The 13,771-nt window shown below is 73.7% G+C and carries 15 protein-coding genes and 1 pseudogene; 9 read left to right on the forward strand and 7 right to left on the reverse strand.

Annotation, left to right across the window (positions count from 1 at the left end):
- Positions 1–118 precede the first annotated feature (118 nt).
- Entirely contained in the window at positions 119–1,543 is a 1,425-nt protein-coding gene (locus ACGF5C_RS06955) for an ATP-binding protein (protein WP_393297532.1), read from the forward strand.
- A gap of 179 nt (positions 1,544–1,722) precedes the next feature.
- Here ACGF5C_RS06955 and ACGF5C_RS06960 read toward each other — a convergent pair whose 3' ends face one another.
- Positions 1,723–2,538: a D-Ala-D-Ala carboxypeptidase family metallohydrolase gene (locus tag ACGF5C_RS06960; protein ID WP_393297535.1), complete on the reverse strand. Its 816-nt coding sequence runs from the start codon at positions 2,536–2,538 to the stop codon at positions 1,723–1,725.
- A 304-nt stretch (positions 2,539–2,842) separates the two neighbouring features.
- Here ACGF5C_RS06960 and ACGF5C_RS06965 point away from each other — a divergent pair, with 304 nt between their 5' ends.
- Positions 2,843–3,484: a DUF6642 family protein gene (locus ACGF5C_RS06965; RefSeq protein WP_393297538.1), complete on the forward strand. Its 642-nt coding sequence runs from the start codon at positions 2,843–2,845 to the stop codon at positions 3,482–3,484.
- A gap of 116 nt (positions 3,485–3,600) precedes the next feature.
- On the opposite strand, the gene ACGF5C_RS06970 is transcribed toward ACGF5C_RS06965, so the two are convergent.
- Both ACGF5C_RS06970 and ACGF5C_RS06975 read right to left on the reverse strand, forming a co-directional pair.
- A complete protein-coding gene (locus ACGF5C_RS06970) occupies positions 3,601–4,242 on the reverse strand; it encodes an NAD(P)-dependent oxidoreductase (protein WP_393297541.1) in 642 nt (213 codons plus the stop codon).
- Positions 4,243–4,379: 137 nt separating this feature from the next.
- Entirely contained in the window at positions 4,380–5,612 is a 1,233-nt protein-coding gene (locus ACGF5C_RS06975; protein WP_393297544.1) for a serine hydrolase domain-containing protein, read from the reverse strand.
- Positions 5,613–5,687: 75 nt separating this feature from the next.
- Between ACGF5C_RS06975 and ACGF5C_RS06980 the strand changes: the two genes are divergently transcribed.
- From ACGF5C_RS06980 to ACGF5C_RS07000, 5 genes and pseudogenes are all read left to right on the forward strand, one after another.
- Positions 5,688–6,281 carry a pentapeptide repeat-containing protein gene (locus tag ACGF5C_RS06980; RefSeq protein WP_393297547.1) on the forward strand — a complete coding sequence of 198 codons (594 nt, stop codon included), beginning with the start codon at positions 5,688–5,690 and terminating at the stop codon, positions 6,279–6,281.
- A 46-nt stretch (positions 6,282–6,327) separates the two neighbouring features.
- Positions 6,328–6,777 (forward strand): pyridoxamine 5'-phosphate oxidase family protein, encoded by a 450-nt coding sequence (locus ACGF5C_RS06985; protein WP_393297550.1) that lies wholly within the window; start codon positions 6,328–6,330, stop codon positions 6,775–6,777.
- 24 nt (positions 6,778–6,801) lie between these two features.
- Positions 6,802–6,903 (forward strand): annotated as a pseudogene (locus tag ACGF5C_RS06990) (nitroreductase/quinone reductase family protein); the annotation flags it as partial.
- A gap of 116 nt (positions 6,904–7,019) precedes the next feature.
- The gene (locus tag ACGF5C_RS06995) at positions 7,020–7,364 is read left to right on the forward strand and encodes a DUF1330 domain-containing protein (RefSeq protein WP_350702924.1); all 345 of its coding nucleotides are present in this window, start codon (positions 7,020–7,022) and stop codon (positions 7,362–7,364) included.
- A gap of 200 nt (positions 7,365–7,564) precedes the next feature.
- Complete coding sequence (locus tag ACGF5C_RS07000) at positions 7,565–7,891, forward strand: hypothetical protein (RefSeq protein WP_393297553.1); 327 nt, start codon at positions 7,565–7,567, stop codon at positions 7,889–7,891.
- A 71-nt stretch (positions 7,892–7,962) separates the two neighbouring features.
- Here ACGF5C_RS07000 and dacB read toward each other — a convergent pair whose 3' ends face one another.
- Together dacB and ACGF5C_RS07010 are read right to left on the reverse strand one after the other, a co-directional pair.
- Entirely contained in the window at positions 7,963–9,546 is a 1,584-nt protein-coding gene (dacB, locus tag ACGF5C_RS07005; RefSeq protein WP_393297556.1) for a D-alanyl-D-alanine carboxypeptidase/D-alanyl-D-alanine-endopeptidase, read from the reverse strand.
- A 62-nt stretch (positions 9,547–9,608) separates the two neighbouring features.
- Positions 9,609–10,040, reverse strand: coding sequence for a hypothetical protein (locus ACGF5C_RS07010; protein ID WP_393297559.1), 432 nt, complete (start codon positions 10,038–10,040; stop codon positions 9,609–9,611).
- Positions 10,041–10,207: 167 nt separating this feature from the next.
- Here ACGF5C_RS07010 and ACGF5C_RS07015 point away from each other — a divergent pair, with 167 nt between their 5' ends.
- Positions 10,208–11,281, forward strand: coding sequence for an NAD(P)-binding domain-containing protein (locus ACGF5C_RS07015; protein WP_393297562.1), 1,074 nt, complete (start codon positions 10,208–10,210; stop codon positions 11,279–11,281).
- 180 nt (positions 11,282–11,461) lie between these two features.
- A complete protein-coding gene (locus ACGF5C_RS07020; RefSeq protein WP_393297565.1) occupies positions 11,462–11,740 on the forward strand; it encodes an adhesin in 279 nt (92 codons plus the stop codon).
- A 41-nt stretch (positions 11,741–11,781) separates the two neighbouring features.
- On the opposite strand, the gene ACGF5C_RS07025 is transcribed toward ACGF5C_RS07020, so the two are convergent.
- Complete coding sequence (locus tag ACGF5C_RS07025) at positions 11,782–12,885, reverse strand: hypothetical protein (protein ID WP_393297568.1); 1,104 nt, start codon at positions 12,883–12,885, stop codon at positions 11,782–11,784.
- Positions 12,886–13,178: 293 nt separating this feature from the next.
- The gene (locus ACGF5C_RS07030) at positions 13,179–13,673 is read right to left on the reverse strand and encodes a PepSY domain-containing protein (protein WP_393297571.1); all 495 of its coding nucleotides are present in this window, start codon (positions 13,671–13,673) and stop codon (positions 13,179–13,181) included.
- Positions 13,674–13,771: the final 98 nt, after the last annotated feature.

Genomic DNA, 13,771 nt, shown 5'->3' on the forward strand with positions numbered 1-13,771 from the left:
ACTGCCGTTTGCGCTCGTCCCGCACCACCACCGGTACGCGTCCCGGTGCCGCGACCCACTCCCAGCGGATACACTCATCCGTGAGGGTTTCACCCTTGGAACTATCAAGGATGGTTGCATGGACGGATTCGTCGGGCGTGACCGGGAACTCGCTCAGCTGAGCCGGATGCTGGGCCGGGTGAGCGACGGTGGGCGTGCCGGCCGCCCGGGACGCGCTCTGCTGATGCGCGGCCGGCGACGGGTCGGCAAGTCGCGGCTTGTCGAGGAGTTCGTCGAGCGGGCGGGCGTGCCTCATCTGTTCTTCACGGCATCGGCGCAGCCCACGGCGGCGGCTGACCTCGCCTTGTTCGGCGAGGCGGTGGTGGGCTCCACACTGCCCGACGCATCCCTCTTCGCAGCGCAGCAACCACGGACCTGGGACGCGGCACTCACCCTGCTCGCGGCCGCGCTGCCGACGGACCGACCCAGCGTGGTCGTCCTGGACGAGATGCCTTACCTGATCGCCACCGACCCCGGCTTCGAGGGGACCCTGCAGAAGGTCTTCGACCGGGAGCTGTCCCGTCGACCGGTGCTGCTGATCTGCATCGGCTCGGATCTGGCGATGATGGAGGCGCTGAACGACTACGGCCGACCGTTTCACCAGCGGGCAACCGAGATGGTCATTCCGCCGCTCAGCCCGACTGACGTCCAGGCCATGGTCGGTCTGTCGGCCGCCGAGGCGTTCGACGCCTTCCTGGTCTCCGGCGGGTTACCACTGATCCTCGACGAATGGCCCGTCGGCGCATCGTTGCGCGACTATCTCGCAGACGCGGTGATCGATCCGACCTCCGCGCTGCTCGTCAGTGGAGAGCGGGCGTTGGCGGCGGAGTTTCCCGCACCGACGCAGGCCGGCGTGGTGTTGCGGGCGATTGGCTCCGGGGAGCGAACCTTCTCGTCGATCGCCCGAGCGGCTGGCGACCTTCCCCAGGCATCCCTGACCAGGGCCCTCCGTCTGCTGACCGACAAACGGATCGTCGACGCATCCCTTCCGCTGTCGACGAAGCCGTCCAGAGAGACCAGGTACGCGATCGCCGATCCGTACCTGCGGTTCTGGCTGTCCTTCCTGGGCCCCCATCTGCCGGAGATTGAGCGCGGCCGTGGCGATCTCACCCTGGCCAGGATCACCTCGTCCTGGACGTCCTGGCGGGGGCGGGCGATCGAACCAGTCGTGCGGGAGGCGCTGCGACGGCTGCCCGACGGCTACCTGCCCGAGGGCACCGCGGTGGTGGGCGGCTACTGGACGCGGACGAACGATCCGGAGATCGATCTGGTCGGAGCCGATCGTGAGCCGATCGCAAAGCGGATCACGGTCGTCGGATCGGTGAAGTGGCTGGAGAATCGTCCCTTCGACGTGCACGATCTGAATCGCCTGCTGCTGCACCGGTCCCGGCTGCCCGGGGCCGACGAGCAGGTGCCGCTGGTCGCGGTGTCCCGCAGCGGGACGACCGTCGAGGGAGTGCGGGCGTTGTCAGCGGAAGACCTGCTCGCCGCCTATCGGGATTGACCTTCCGGAGCCGTTGCCGAGGATGCGGCGCGGCGGGTCGGCCGCCCCGTTGCCGGAGGGCGGGAGGCCTGCCCTGCTGAGCGGAGCTACGCCCGATCGCGGCGACCCGGGGCGGGACGACGCCGGCCGGGGTGCGGGGACTTCCCACCCGCGCTCCGGCCGGCGTCGCTGTGACCGTCCTACCGATCCGCCGGTTCCTGGCCGGCTCGGGTGGCGCCGGTGCCGATTCCGCAGTCCGGCGCGGACCAACTGGTGGTGTTCGGCGTGCGGTCGCTGTTGTTCTCCCGCCGCGAGTCCACGTGCACGTGGTCGTCGTGGTCCGGGTAGCCCGGGCCGTAGATCCCGCTGAAGCCCCGGTTGCGGGCGTCCCGGGCGACGTCGCACAGCGAGCTGGTGCGGGAGACCACGTCGGCGGCGTTGCCGTAGAGGTGCTGGCTGTCCGAGGCCCCGCCGACCTGGTCGTTGCAGGCGCGGCTGCGGAAGCCGCTGCTCACGTAGAGCGGCTTGTCGCCGAGGCTGTGCCGCAGCGCCTCCAGCTTCCACATCGTCTGCAGGGCGTTCTGCCGGGTCTGGGCGGGCGACAGCGGGCCACCGGTCCACCCGCCGCGGCCGCAGCCGTCGTCCATCTCCGCGAAGCTGAAGTGCCGCGGGGTGCAGTCGTTGTCCTGCAGCTCGTAGAGCTTGGCGTACGTCTGCGGCCCGGCGACGCCGTCGACCCGCAGCCCGTACGCGGACTGGAACCGCCGGACCGCGGCGGCGGTCTTCGGCCCGAAGCGGCCGTCGAGTTCGACGATGTCCCGGTTGCCGGCCCAGCCGGCGACCCGGATCTGCAGCTGGCGGACGTCCTCGCCGGAGCGCCCCTGGTAGAGGTTGCGGTTCCACGTGTAGCAGGCGTCGGCATGGGCCGCCGGCGCGGCGACCACCGTGGCGATCGCGGCTCCCGGCACCGCCAGGGCGAATGCGACAAGCGCCCGCTTCAGGGTGTTAACGCGCACAGAAGTCCTCCCGATAGGAGTGCGATTGGGGTGGCGTTCGGGACTTCGACCGGGGCGTCCCGTGTTTCCACCCTGACACCTGGGCGGCCCTTTGGCGGCAATTAACGAGAATTGTCCTCACGATTGGCTGTTCCTGGGTCCTGCCCGGGCATCGGGCCCATTTGCGAAACGCCCAATCGCTGCGAAGCGGTCGCAGGAACCGCGAACAGCACGCGGCGTCGCAATAGGCGACACCGTGGGTGATGTTCTGCGGGCGGTTCGACGCGGTAACGTCAGCGCCGGCGGGAACGGGGGAGGTGGCGGCGTGGCGCGCGGTGGCGTCTTCTGCGTCGAGGGCCAGTGGCACCGGGACCTCAACGAGCGCGGCTCCGTCCTGCCCACCCTCGAACTGCTCGAACGGCTCGGGAAGATCCGCTTCATCCACAAGGACGCGGCGACCCGCGACGAACTCTTCTACTTCGTCGACCGTTGGTTGCTCAAGCAGTACGCCGACCACCGGGTGGGCTTCTTCGCGATGCACGGCGAACCGAGCCGGCTCTGCCTCACCGACTGGGAATCCGTCGAACTCGCCGACGTCGCCGAACTGATGGCCGGTCGTTGCGAGGGCCGGCGGCTCTATTTCGGCAGCTGTTCCGTGCTGCGCGCCTCCGACGCCGCGCTGCGGGACTTCCTGGCCGCCACGGGAGCGGCGCTGATCTGCGGTTTCACCCGGGAAGTGGACTGGGTGGAATCGGCCGCCTTCGAAACCGTACTACTCGACGTGCTGGCCAACGGGCAGCGGCACAACGCCGCCGAGCTGCGGATGGGCTCGGCGCACTGGGCGCCCCTCACGTCGTACCTCGGTTTCCGGATCATCTACGCCAACGGCCGCGCCTGGCGACCCTCGGTCCGCCCCCGGGTCCCCGCCCAGCCCGCCGCCGGCCGCGCCGCGCCCCGCCCGCGCTGACCGACTGAGAGAAGCGGGTGGTCGCCACCATCCGCCGCGACCCCGGGTCTCCGCGTGCGTGCTCGCCGACGACTGGAACGGCAGACGCACCGGCACCCGGGAAGCCGACGGCACCCTCAGTACGCGGCGGTGAACCGCTCGTTCGTGTGGCGCGGGGTCTCGATCTCGTCGACGATCGCCACCGCCAGGTCCTCGTAGCTGAGCACCGAGCGGCCCTCGTCGTCGGTGACCGGCTGCTCGCCGCCGGTGCGGTAGTGCCCGGTCCGCTCGCCTGGATGGAACTCCAGCGGCGGCGGGGAGACGTACGTCCAGGTCACCCCGTCGGCCGACGAGCGGTAGAAGTCCAGGGCGTCGGCCTGGCCCTGCGCGGCGTCGCGGTACTCGTCGGGGAAGTCCGGCTCGTCGAGGTAGCGGGTGCCCTTCGGGGTGAGCAGCGTCGACCCGCCGCCCACGTGGATGATCCGGGGCGCGGCCGGCAGGTCCCGCAGCGTGCCGACCAGGGTCCGCGCCGCGTTGAGCCAGAGGCCGCGCTCCCCGCCGCCGATCGCCACCACCATCGCGTCGGTGTCGGGCGCCAGCTCCCGCACGCTCCGCCCGCTGGTGGCGTCGCCGGTGACCAGCTTGACCGACGGCGGCAGGTACGAGGTGGCCTCCGGGCGGCGCACCGCGGCGGTGACCCGGTGCCCCCGGCCGACCGCCTCGGCGGTGATCCGCGAGCCCGCGGTGCCGCCCGCCCCGAACACGACGATGTTGCTCATGACCGCCTCCCGCCCCCGTCCGGCCGGGGCGGTGACCGTCTGCCTGCCCGCCCGCCGGGTTGCCGTCCGCCTCCCAGGTTATGGAGCGGGTGGCCCGGCCGGTGCGGTAACCGGCGATCCGACCGTGCCCGGCCGGCTCAGTCGACCAGGGCGGAGTAGACGAGCTGGCGCAGCTGGGGCCGCAGCGGGTAGGTGCTCGACGGCAGGAGCTGGGTGAAGAGCAGCGCGGTGACCTCCTCGGCGGGGTCGACCCAGAACGCCGTGCTCGCCACCCCGCCCCAGTAGTACTCGCCGACGCTGCTCGGCACCCGGCTCGGGATCGGGTCCTCCACCACCGCGAAACCCAGCCCGAAGCCGATCCCGTCGAAGGTGGTCTCGGCGAAGCCGCCGGTGGAGAGGGTCCCCAGGTCCTGCCCGCCGGGCAGGTGGTTGCGGGCCATGAAGCGCACCGTGCGCGGCGCCAGCAGGCGCGCCCCGTCCAGCTCGCCGCCGCGCAGCAGCATCTGGGTGAACCGGTGGTAGTCGGCGGCGGAGGAGATCAGGCCGCCGCCGCCGGAGAGCAGCAGCGGCTTCTCGTATGCCAGGGCGCCCAGCTTGTCGTAGCGGAACGCGCGGCCGGTGCGCGGGTCCGGCGCGTAGAGCGCGGCGAGCCGGTCCGCGGGGTCGCCGTCGGCCCACCAGTGGGTGTCGGTCATGCCCAACGGGCGGAAGATCCGGTCGGCGAAGAAGGCGTCCAGGCTCTGCCCGGAGACCACCTCGACCAGCCGGCCGAGCACGTCGGTGGCGACGGAGTAGCCCCAGGCGGTGCCGGGCTGGAACAGCAGGGGCAGCTCCCCGAACGCCTGGCAGGCGGTCGCCAGGTCGACGTCCGCAGGCGGATAGATGTCGTAGCCGGCGGCCCGGTAGAGGCCGTCGACCACCGAGGTCTGCATGAAGCCGTACGTCAGGCCGGCGGTGTGGGTGAGCAGGTGCCAGACCCGGATCGGCTCGATCGCCGGCACCGTGTACGGCTTGAGGGCCGAGCCCTTGCTGTAGACCCGCAGGTCGGCGAACTCGGGCAGCCAGCGGCTGATCTCGTCGGTCAGCTCGAAGCGGCCCTCCTCCCAGAGCATCATCGCGGCGACCGAGGTGACCGGCTTGGTCATCGAGTAGATCCGCCAGAGCGTGTCCGCCTCGACGGGCGCCCCCGCCTCGATGTCGCGCAGCCCGTACGTCGACGAGTGGGCGATCTCGCCGCGCCGGGTGACCACCACCTGCCAGCCGGCGATCCGGCCGTCGTCGACGTACCTGCCGAAGTGCTCGTCGATCCGCGCCAGGCGCGCCGGGTCGAAGCCGATCTGGTCCGGGTCGATGCTGCGTGCCACACTCACGCCGCCGAACCTACTAGCCGGTACCGCACACCGGAAGGGGCGGAGCACTGGCCCGCATATCGGTAGCCTGGCCCGATGCCCGAGCTGACCGAGGACGCGACCTTCCGCAACGAGGACTGGTACGGCGAGGAACTGGTGGACCGGCACTTCGTCGGCTGCTCGTTCTTCCACGTCGACCTGACCGAGGCGGTCAGCCAGGGCGCGGTCTTCGACGGGTGCACCTTCGGCAACGTGCGGTTCAACGCCTCCCGGCACACCGACTCGGCCTTCACCCGGTGCACCTTCCAGCGGTGCAACTTCTTCGAGGCCGAGTTCATCGGCTGCAAGCTGGTGGGCAGCACGTTCGCGCAGTGCGACCTGCGGCCGTTGACGGTCTCCGGCGGCGACTGGTCGTTCGTCGCGCTGCCCGGCGCCGACCTGCGCGGCGTGCGGATCACCGACGTCCGGATGCGGGAGGTCGACCTCACCGGGGCCAACCTGACCGGCGCCACGGTCACCGGCGTGGACCTCTCGGCCGCGCAACTGCACAGCTCCCGGCTGTCCGGCGCCGACCTGCGCGGCAGCGACCTGACCGCGCTCGACCCGACGGTCGTGGAGCGGGCCGGGGCGATCGTCGACCCGGAGCAGACCGTGGTGATCGCGCAGGCGCTCGGGTTCGAGATCCGCTGAGGAAAGCCGCCACGGGTTGTCCGGATTGGCTGCCACGCTGGGCCCCATGACATGGTGGTCCGACCTCCTGCGCGAGGAACCCGAGTTCGCCGAGCGGGTGCGTGCCCGCTTCGCGGTACGCAAGCACGGCACGATGGCGACGCTGCGCCGGGACGGCTCGCCCCGGATCAGCGGCACGGAGTTCGACTTCGGCCCCGAGCACCTGCGGCTGGGCAGCATGGCCGGCGCGCTCAAGGCCCTCGACCTGCGCCGTGACCCACGGGTGGCGCTGCACTGCCCGACGGAGGACGCTCCCGAGGACGATCCGCGGTCCTGGGGCGGCGACGCGAAGATCGCCGGTCGGGCGCACGAGGAGCCGCCCGGCGACGACGGCTCGCACCGGTTCCGGATCGAGCTGACCGAGGTGGTCCTGACCCGGGTGGGCGATCCGCCGGACCACCTGGTCATCGAGAGCTGGCACCCCGGCCGCGGGCTGCACCGCCGGCGGCGACACTGAGCTCCTGCGCGACGCCCACAGGGGCCGCGGATGTGGTCCATGATGGCCGCCATCCGGCCGTCGTACGACGAGTACCAGGCGAGGACCGACCGCGACATCCCGGTAGTCGTGCTCGACCGCCTCTGAGCACCGGCGGCAGGCCGCCGTTACCTCGTGGGTAATCGACGCCGGGCGGGCGCCGGCGGGAGACTCGGCGTACCGCACCGGCGACCGGCCGGGCGGACGGCCCACGGGGAGGGACCATGCCCGCGTTCGCGCTCGCCCACCTGTACGCACCGCAGATCAACGAGGACGTCCTGACCTACATCGAGCGGATCCAGGCCACGCTGGACCCGTTCGGCGGCCGGTTCCGGGTGCACGGCGCCGAGGTGGAGGTCAAGGAGGGCGACTGGCCCGGCACCGTGGTCATCGTGGAGTTCCCCGACCTGGAGCGCGCCCGGGCCTGGTACGACTCGCCGGCCTACCAGGAGATCATCGCGCTGCGCACCCGGCACATCCCGGGCGCGACGCTGATCGTCGACGGGGTCGCCCCCGACTACGACGCCCGCCGCACGGCGGCCCGGCTGCGGGAGCGCGCCGCCCGCTGATCCCTTGGGCGGGGGAGCCGGTCCACCCCCCGCCGGGGAACCGTCGCGCCGCGTACGACGGCAGCCTGGCGGCGTGACCACCACGCTGCCGACACCGGCCCCGCCATCTGACTCCGGGACAGTTTGTCCGTCGCGCTGCGTTCGCCGTGTCGTAACTTTCTGCTGTCCACGTCCGACAATCCTCTGTGGAGGCTCGACCGATGAGCAGCACCGCCGCCCGCACCGTCCGTCCGCCCGCCCCACGCGGCGCCGGAGAGCCGTCCGGGGAGGTGCTCCGGGAGATCCCGCTGCCGCCGTACGTCACCGCCGAGGACGCGCAGTTCGCCGTCCGGGCGGTGGTGGTGCACGCGCCCCGAAGCTGGTCCGGCGGGACGGTCTGCCGCAACGACGCCAGCCCGCACCCGTGCCGGCTGCACCGCTGGGGCGTCCGGGTGCTGGCGCAGCGCGGCCTGCGCCCCGCCGACATCGCCGCGCTGATCGCGCGCGGCGACCCGACCGCCGAGCCGCCGCAGCGCCCGGGCGCCTGAGCACCGGCGGGGCCCTCGCACCCGGCCCCGCCGGCCCGTCGGCGGGGCCCGGCCCGAGCCCCGCCGGCCCGTCAGCAGGCGACGGGTTTCACCCAGGAGCACTCCCGGCCCTCGGGGACCCGGGGGGCGTCGGGCGCCGTCGGGGGCGCGACCCGCGCCGCGGCGGCACCCTTCTCGGTGTACGAGGCGAGCGCGATCGCGATCTGGTCCTCCAGCCCCTTCACCGACGAGGCCAGGTAGTTGTTGAGCAGGATGGAGAACGCGAGCACCCGCCCGTCGGCGTCGGTGACGTAGCCGGAGAGGCCGGAGACGCCCGTCAGGCTGCCGGTCTTGGCGTGCACGTTGCCCGCCGCCGGGGTGCCGCGCATCCGGCTGCGCAGCGTTCCGCCGACGAAGCGGTCCGCGTCGCCGGCGACCGGCAGGGCGGCGTACCACGTGTCGAACCAGGGCTCGGCCCGGACGGCCGTGAGCAGGTCCACGAACTCGTCGGCGGGGATCAGGTTGCGCCGGGAGAGCCCCGAGCCGTCCCGCTGGCGCAGCGTGCCGGTGTCCATCCCCGCGTCGGCGACGTACTCGCTGATCGCCGTCAGCCCGGCCGTCCAGGTGCCGGTGCCGGAGAGCACCCGGCCGATCTCCTTGGTCAGCACCTCGGCGTGCCCGTTGTTGGACAGCTTGAGGAACGGCACCATCAACTGGGCCAGCGGCATCGACTCGTGCCGCCCCACCTCGGCCGCCTCCTCCGGGGTGGCCTGGCCCAGCACGGTGCGGCCGAGCACCCGCACGCCGTGCTTGCGCAGCGCGGAGCGGAAGACGTCGGCGGCGTAGCCGGTCGGCTCCCAGACGGTGACCCAGTCGCTCTCCGGCGCGTCGCCGAGCGCGATCTGTCCGGTGACCACGACCGTGTTGCCGCCGTGCGCCCGCTCGAAGGAGATCGACGTCTCCCCGTCGGCGACCGTCTGGGCCCGGTTGTCGATCTTCAGATACCCGGTGGCCGGGGTCGTGGTGACGACCGGGCGGGCGCCGGCGCTCGCGCCGGGTGCGGCCTGCACGATGACGGTGCCCGCGTCGTAGTCGGTGTCGGGAGCCACGGTCAGGGCGGAGACCTGCGCCGCGTAGTAGTAGGGCTCGTCGTCCCAGGTCCAGTCGGGGCCGAGGCGGGTGCTGTCGTAGCGGGTGTCGTCGGCGACCAGGTTGCCGGTGACGACCCGGACGCCCTTGGCGGCGACCTGCGCGGCCAGCGCGTCGTAGTCGGCGGCGAGCATGGTCGGGTCGCCGCCGCCGCGCAGGTAGAGGTCGCCGGAGACCAGGCCCGCGCGCCGGGTGCCGGTGGTGCGCACCTCGGTGGCGAAGCGGTGCCCGGGCCCGAGCAGTTCCAGCGCCGCGGCCGAGGTCAGCAGCTTCGTGTTGGAGGCGGGCACGAGGCGGCGGTCGCCGTTGCGGTGGTAGACGGTCTCGCCGGTGGCCGCGTCCTTCACGACCACCGATGCCTGCGCCCCGGCCAGCCGGGAGTCGGCGAGGATCGCGTCGATGGTGGCGTTCAGGCGGGTCGCCGCGGGGGTCGGCGACTCGGCGGTGGCGGTCGGGGCGCCGGCCGTGGCGGCGGCGGCCACCAGCGCCGCCAGCGCGAGCGTCCGGGGGAAGAGACGACGATGCATGCGCTGATGCTGCCACGGAGGTATTCGCCAGAGAAGACCGCCGAGCGAAAGAAAACTTCCGTTCAGCCCTCGAGTGGCGCGGCGGTGACCGGCCCGCCGGACGCCTCCGGGGTGAGGACGGCGACCGCCCGGTCGACCAGCCCCTCCGCCACCAGCACCAGCCGCCGGCACTCGGGGTCGCCGGTCCGGTCGGGGAGTCGACCGGCCAGGGCGCGCACCTTCTCGGCCGAGGCGTCGTCCAGCACGAACCCGTCGGCCCGCCACCGCCCGTCGACGCTGAAGAACGCCTTGCTGTCGTGCTCCAGGTCGCCGTTGAGCACCACCGTCCGGTCCCCGCCGCTCAGGTCGCTCGACGCCTCGTTGAGCCCCCACGCCTCGTACGACGCCGTGCCCTCGGTCGGCGCCTCGGCCACCCCGACGCCCGTGCAGCCGCTCAACAGCACGCCCAGCGCCGCCGCCGGCAGCAGCGCCCGCCATCCCCGCCGTCCACCCATTCCGCCTCCCGCCCGAGCCCGGCCCGTACGCCGATCAGACTCCGGGCGAGGCGGCCCGGTTCCTACCCGGGCCGGGACGTCACGACGCCGGCGGCGCGGCGGGCCGTGTGAGCGGCGAGACGCCACCCGGCGGGCAGTCGGACCGGGCGTGCGTTGTTGTACCCGACATGGACGAGCGCTCCGTCGACGTGCTGGTGGTCGGGGCCGGCCAGGCCGGCCTCTCCGCCGGCTACCACCTGCGCCGCGCCGGTTTCGCCCCCGGTGACGGCTTCGTGATCCTCGACGGGGACGACGGGCCCGGCGGGGCGTGGCGACACCGCTGGCCGACGCTGCGGCTCGACCGGGTGCACGGCTTCCACGACCTGCCCGGCCTGCCGTTCCCGGCGGCGGATCCCGACCGGCCGGCGGCCGAGGTGGTGAGCGCCTACTTCGCCGCGTACGAGCGCGAGTTCGCCCTGCCGGTACGGCGCCCGGTGCGGGTCCGCGAGGTGCGCGACCGGCCCGACGGCCGGCTGGACGTGCTGACCGACGGGGGTGCCTGGTCCACCCGGGCCCTGGTCAACGCCACCGGCACCTGGACCCGGCCGTTCTGGCCGCACTACCCGGGCCGGTCGGGCTTCCGGGGCCGCCAGCTGCACACCGCCGACTACCGGGGTCCGGCGGAGTTCGCCGGCCGGCGGGTCGTGGTGGTCGGCGGTGGGACGTCCGCCGTCCAACTGCTCGCCGAGGTTTCCGCCGTCGCGGCCGGCACCACCTGGGTGACCCGGCGCCCGCCCGACTTCCGCGACGAGGAGTTCACCCCCGAACGGGGGCGGGCGGCGGTGGCCCTGGTCGACGCGGCGGTCCGCGCCGGCCGCCCGCCGGCCAGCGTGGTCGGGGTGACCGGGCTGCCGCTCACGCCCGAGCTGCGCCGGCTCCGCGAGCGCGGCGTGCTGGACCGGTTACCCGTCTTCGACCGGATCACGCCCGACGGCGTGGCCTGGGACGACGGCAGGTTCGTGCCCGCGGACGTGATCCTCTGGTGCACCGGCTTTCGGGCCGCGCTGGACCACCTCGCGCCGCTGCGGCTGCGCGCGCCGGGCGGCGGTATCACGATGGACGGCACCCGGGTGGTCGCCGACGAGCGGATCCACCTGATCGGGTACGGACCGTCGGCGAGCACCGTCGGCGCCAACCGGGCCGGCCGCGCGGCGGCACGCGAGATCCGGGCACTGCTCGCCCCGGCCGGCGCCAGGCACTGACCCCGATCTATTTGACGGATCCCCCGGCAGGGGGCACCGTAGGCCGTGGAGGGGCCCTCACCTGCCCCGACCTGCGACGGCGACGTGCGTGTCGCCCTTTCGATCGCCTCCCACGTGCGCTCGTGCGCGGGCCGAATCCCGGTCCGCACCGCGTATCCGAGAATCCACGAGGAGTTCGCCATGCTCACCATGACCGACAACGCCGTGATGGTGATCCGAGATCTCGCCAACCAGCAGGGCGTCGCCGAGGACGGCGGGGTGCGGATCGCCGCCGACACCCAGGCGGGCTCGCTCACCGTCGAGCTGGTCGCCGAACCGGTCAAGGGCGACCACGTGGTCGACAACCAGGGCGCCCGGATCTTCCTGGACTCCGACGCCGCCGAGCTGCTCGGCGACGCCTCGGTGGACGCGACCGTCGACGACGAGGGCATCGTGCAGTTCGGGTTCACCGAGAAGTAGTGACGCGCCCCGTGCGGGGTCGCCGGCGCTGAGGTAGCGGGTCAGCCGGCCCGGCGGGTCTCCCCGCCCCGGTGCGGCCGGGCGGGTCGACCCCGCTCGGCGGCCGGCTGACCGGAGCGCCACGGCCCCGGCCGGGCCTCCCGCCCGGGGCGCGCCAGCGTCGCCAGCACGTGCGCCAGGTGGTGCGACGTGCTCCACGCCGCCCAGTTGCTGGCCGAGCCCGCACCGGCGCCCCGCCGGGCGCGCCGGACTATCTCGTGGTCGCCCCAGGAGAAGGCGGCCCCGGCGGCCGGCCAGTGCGGCGCCGAGACCAGCGCGCGGCACAGGTCCGCGAACCTGTCGTCGCCCCGCCCACCCCGCCGCGACCAGCGGTACACCCACCAGGCGTCGTCGGTGGTGTAGCGCACGGTGGGCAGCCGGTCGCCCGGCTGGTCGGCACCGGGCACCGCCGAGCCGACACCGTAGTCGCCGTACCCGACGCCGAGGTCCGCCAGCCGCTGCCAGAGCCGCCAGTCCCAGCGGTCGAGGCGTACCGGCTCGTCGGTGGGGAGGCGGGACACCGCGGGCGGCATCCCGCCGGCCGCCACGCTCACCGACCGCCAGGCGTGCCGGCGTGCCCACTCCAGCAACCGGCGCAGCCGCGGCTCGGCGAGCCGCACGTCGGCCGCGCAGCACACGTCTCCGGCGTCGAGGAGCAGGTCACACTGCTCGGGGACGAGGCGCGTGAGGCGCCAGACGCGCTCCACCGCCGCCGTGGTGGCGTCCGGGCCGGCCCGGTCCTGGCCGACCCGCAGGCGGACCACCGCCCGGTGGGCGTGGCCCCGCGCCGCCGCGCCGTGCGCCACCAGGCGCCGGTCGCTGTCCGCGAGCCCGATCACCGGCACCAGCGGTACGCCCCAGCGGGCCAGCTCGGTCTCCGGAGCGTCGGGCAGACCGGTGACGTCGACGGCCGGGAGCAGCCCGGTGGGCAGCCGGCCGAGAACATCCAGTGTGTACGAGTCCAGGATGGACACCTGGAGAACCGGGGCGAGCAAGGAAGTGACGACGTCGTCGAGATGACCGAGCGCCTCCAGCTCGCCCCGCCGACTGGCGAGGATGGGGCGGTAGACCGGTTCCGCCGCCCGGCCTCCGTGGGCGGGCACCATACCCCAATGTAGCCAGACATCGGTGTCGGTCACAGGGGCGATCAGCCCGCCCTCGCGCGCCACCGGCTCGCCATCCGCCGACGCCCGCCACCGGGCGCCCGACGTCTCACGCCGTACGCCCGACGCCTGACGCCGTACGCCCGACGCCTGACGCGGTACGCCCGACGCGGTACGCCCGACGCCTGACGCCGTACGTCCGACGCCTGACGTCCGCTGTTGGCGCAGGTCCGGATGCGACCCGGTCGGCCGACGACGCCGCCGCCCCCCTGACGCGGGAGGCGGCGGCACCGGGGTCAGTCGTCGTCGCGGTCGTCGTCGTCGCGGTCGTCGTCATCGTCATCGTCGTCGACGGGCTCCTGCTCGGCCTTGACCACGGTGCCGTTCTCCCGGTCGACGTCGATCTCGTGCTCGGTCTGCCCGGCGACGATCTCCACACTCCACACGGGCCGGCCGTGCTCCTGCTCGGCCTCGATCTCGACGACCTGGCCGCCGCCCGCCCGGGCGAGCGCGATCTCGCGGGCCCGCTGCTCGCTGACGGCATCCCCGCCGGCCGTCGGGGCTCCGCTGCCCGGCGGCGTGCCGGGGGCCGCCGAGGTGCCGCCGGTCGCCGGGGCGCTGGTCGTGCTGTCGCCCGGGGTCGCGGCAGTGGTCGGGGCGGTCGTGGCGGCGGCCAGGGTGGTCGCTTGGGCGGGACCGCTGTCGGCGGCCGCGACGCCGAGGGTCGCGCCGGCTACGGCGAGCACGGCCATGCCGCCGACCGACGCCAGGATCAGGGGGTTGCGCTTCATCTCGGTTCGCCTTTCCTCGGTTCCTGACCACGAGGATCGCGCCCGGCCGGATAGCGGCACGCTGCCCGAACGCTAAGCCCGGGTTAAGGTCGCCGCGC

Source organism: Micromonospora sp. NPDC047620 (assembly GCF_043205005.1).
GTDB lineage: Bacteria > Actinomycetota > Actinomycetes > Mycobacteriales > Micromonosporaceae > Micromonospora.

What these genes read in the sequence shown, in the direction of transcription:
- ACGF5C_RS06955 (WP_393297532.1), top strand. Translation starts at nt 119, where the DNA reads ATGGACGGATTCGTCGGGCGTGACCGGGAACTCGCTCAGCTGAGCCGG.
- ACGF5C_RS06970 (WP_393297541.1), bottom strand. Translation starts at nt 4,242, where the DNA reads ATGAGCAACATCGTCGTGTTCGGGGCGGGCGGCACCGCGGGCTCGCGG.
- ACGF5C_RS06980 (WP_393297547.1), top strand. Translation starts at nt 5,688, where the DNA reads ATGCCCGAGCTGACCGAGGACGCGACCTTCCGCAACGAGGACTGGTAC.
- ACGF5C_RS06985 (WP_393297550.1), top strand. Translation starts at nt 6,328, where the DNA reads ATGACATGGTGGTCCGACCTCCTGCGCGAGGAACCCGAGTTCGCCGAG.
- ACGF5C_RS06995 (WP_350702924.1), top strand. Translation starts at nt 7,020, where the DNA reads ATGCCCGCGTTCGCGCTCGCCCACCTGTACGCACCGCAGATCAACGAG.
- ACGF5C_RS07000 (WP_393297553.1), top strand. Translation starts at nt 7,565, where the DNA reads ATGAGCAGCACCGCCGCCCGCACCGTCCGTCCGCCCGCCCCACGCGGC.
- dacB (WP_393297556.1), bottom strand. Translation starts at nt 9,546, where the DNA reads ATGCATCGTCGTCTCTTCCCCCGGACGCTCGCGCTGGCGGCGCTGGTG.
- ACGF5C_RS07010 (WP_393297559.1), bottom strand. Translation starts at nt 10,040, where the DNA reads ATGGGTGGACGGCGGGGATGGCGGGCGCTGCTGCCGGCGGCGGCGCTG.
- ACGF5C_RS07015 (WP_393297562.1), top strand. Translation starts at nt 10,208, where the DNA reads ATGGACGAGCGCTCCGTCGACGTGCTGGTGGTCGGGGCCGGCCAGGCC.
- ACGF5C_RS07020 (WP_393297565.1), top strand. Translation starts at nt 11,462, where the DNA reads ATGCTCACCATGACCGACAACGCCGTGATGGTGATCCGAGATCTCGCC.
- ACGF5C_RS07025 (WP_393297568.1), bottom strand. Translation starts at nt 12,885, where the DNA reads ATGGTGCCCGCCCACGGAGGCCGGGCGGCGGAACCGGTCTACCGCCCC.
- ACGF5C_RS07030 (WP_393297571.1), bottom strand. Translation starts at nt 13,673, where the DNA reads ATGAAGCGCAACCCCCTGATCCTGGCGTCGGTCGGCGGCATGGCCGTG.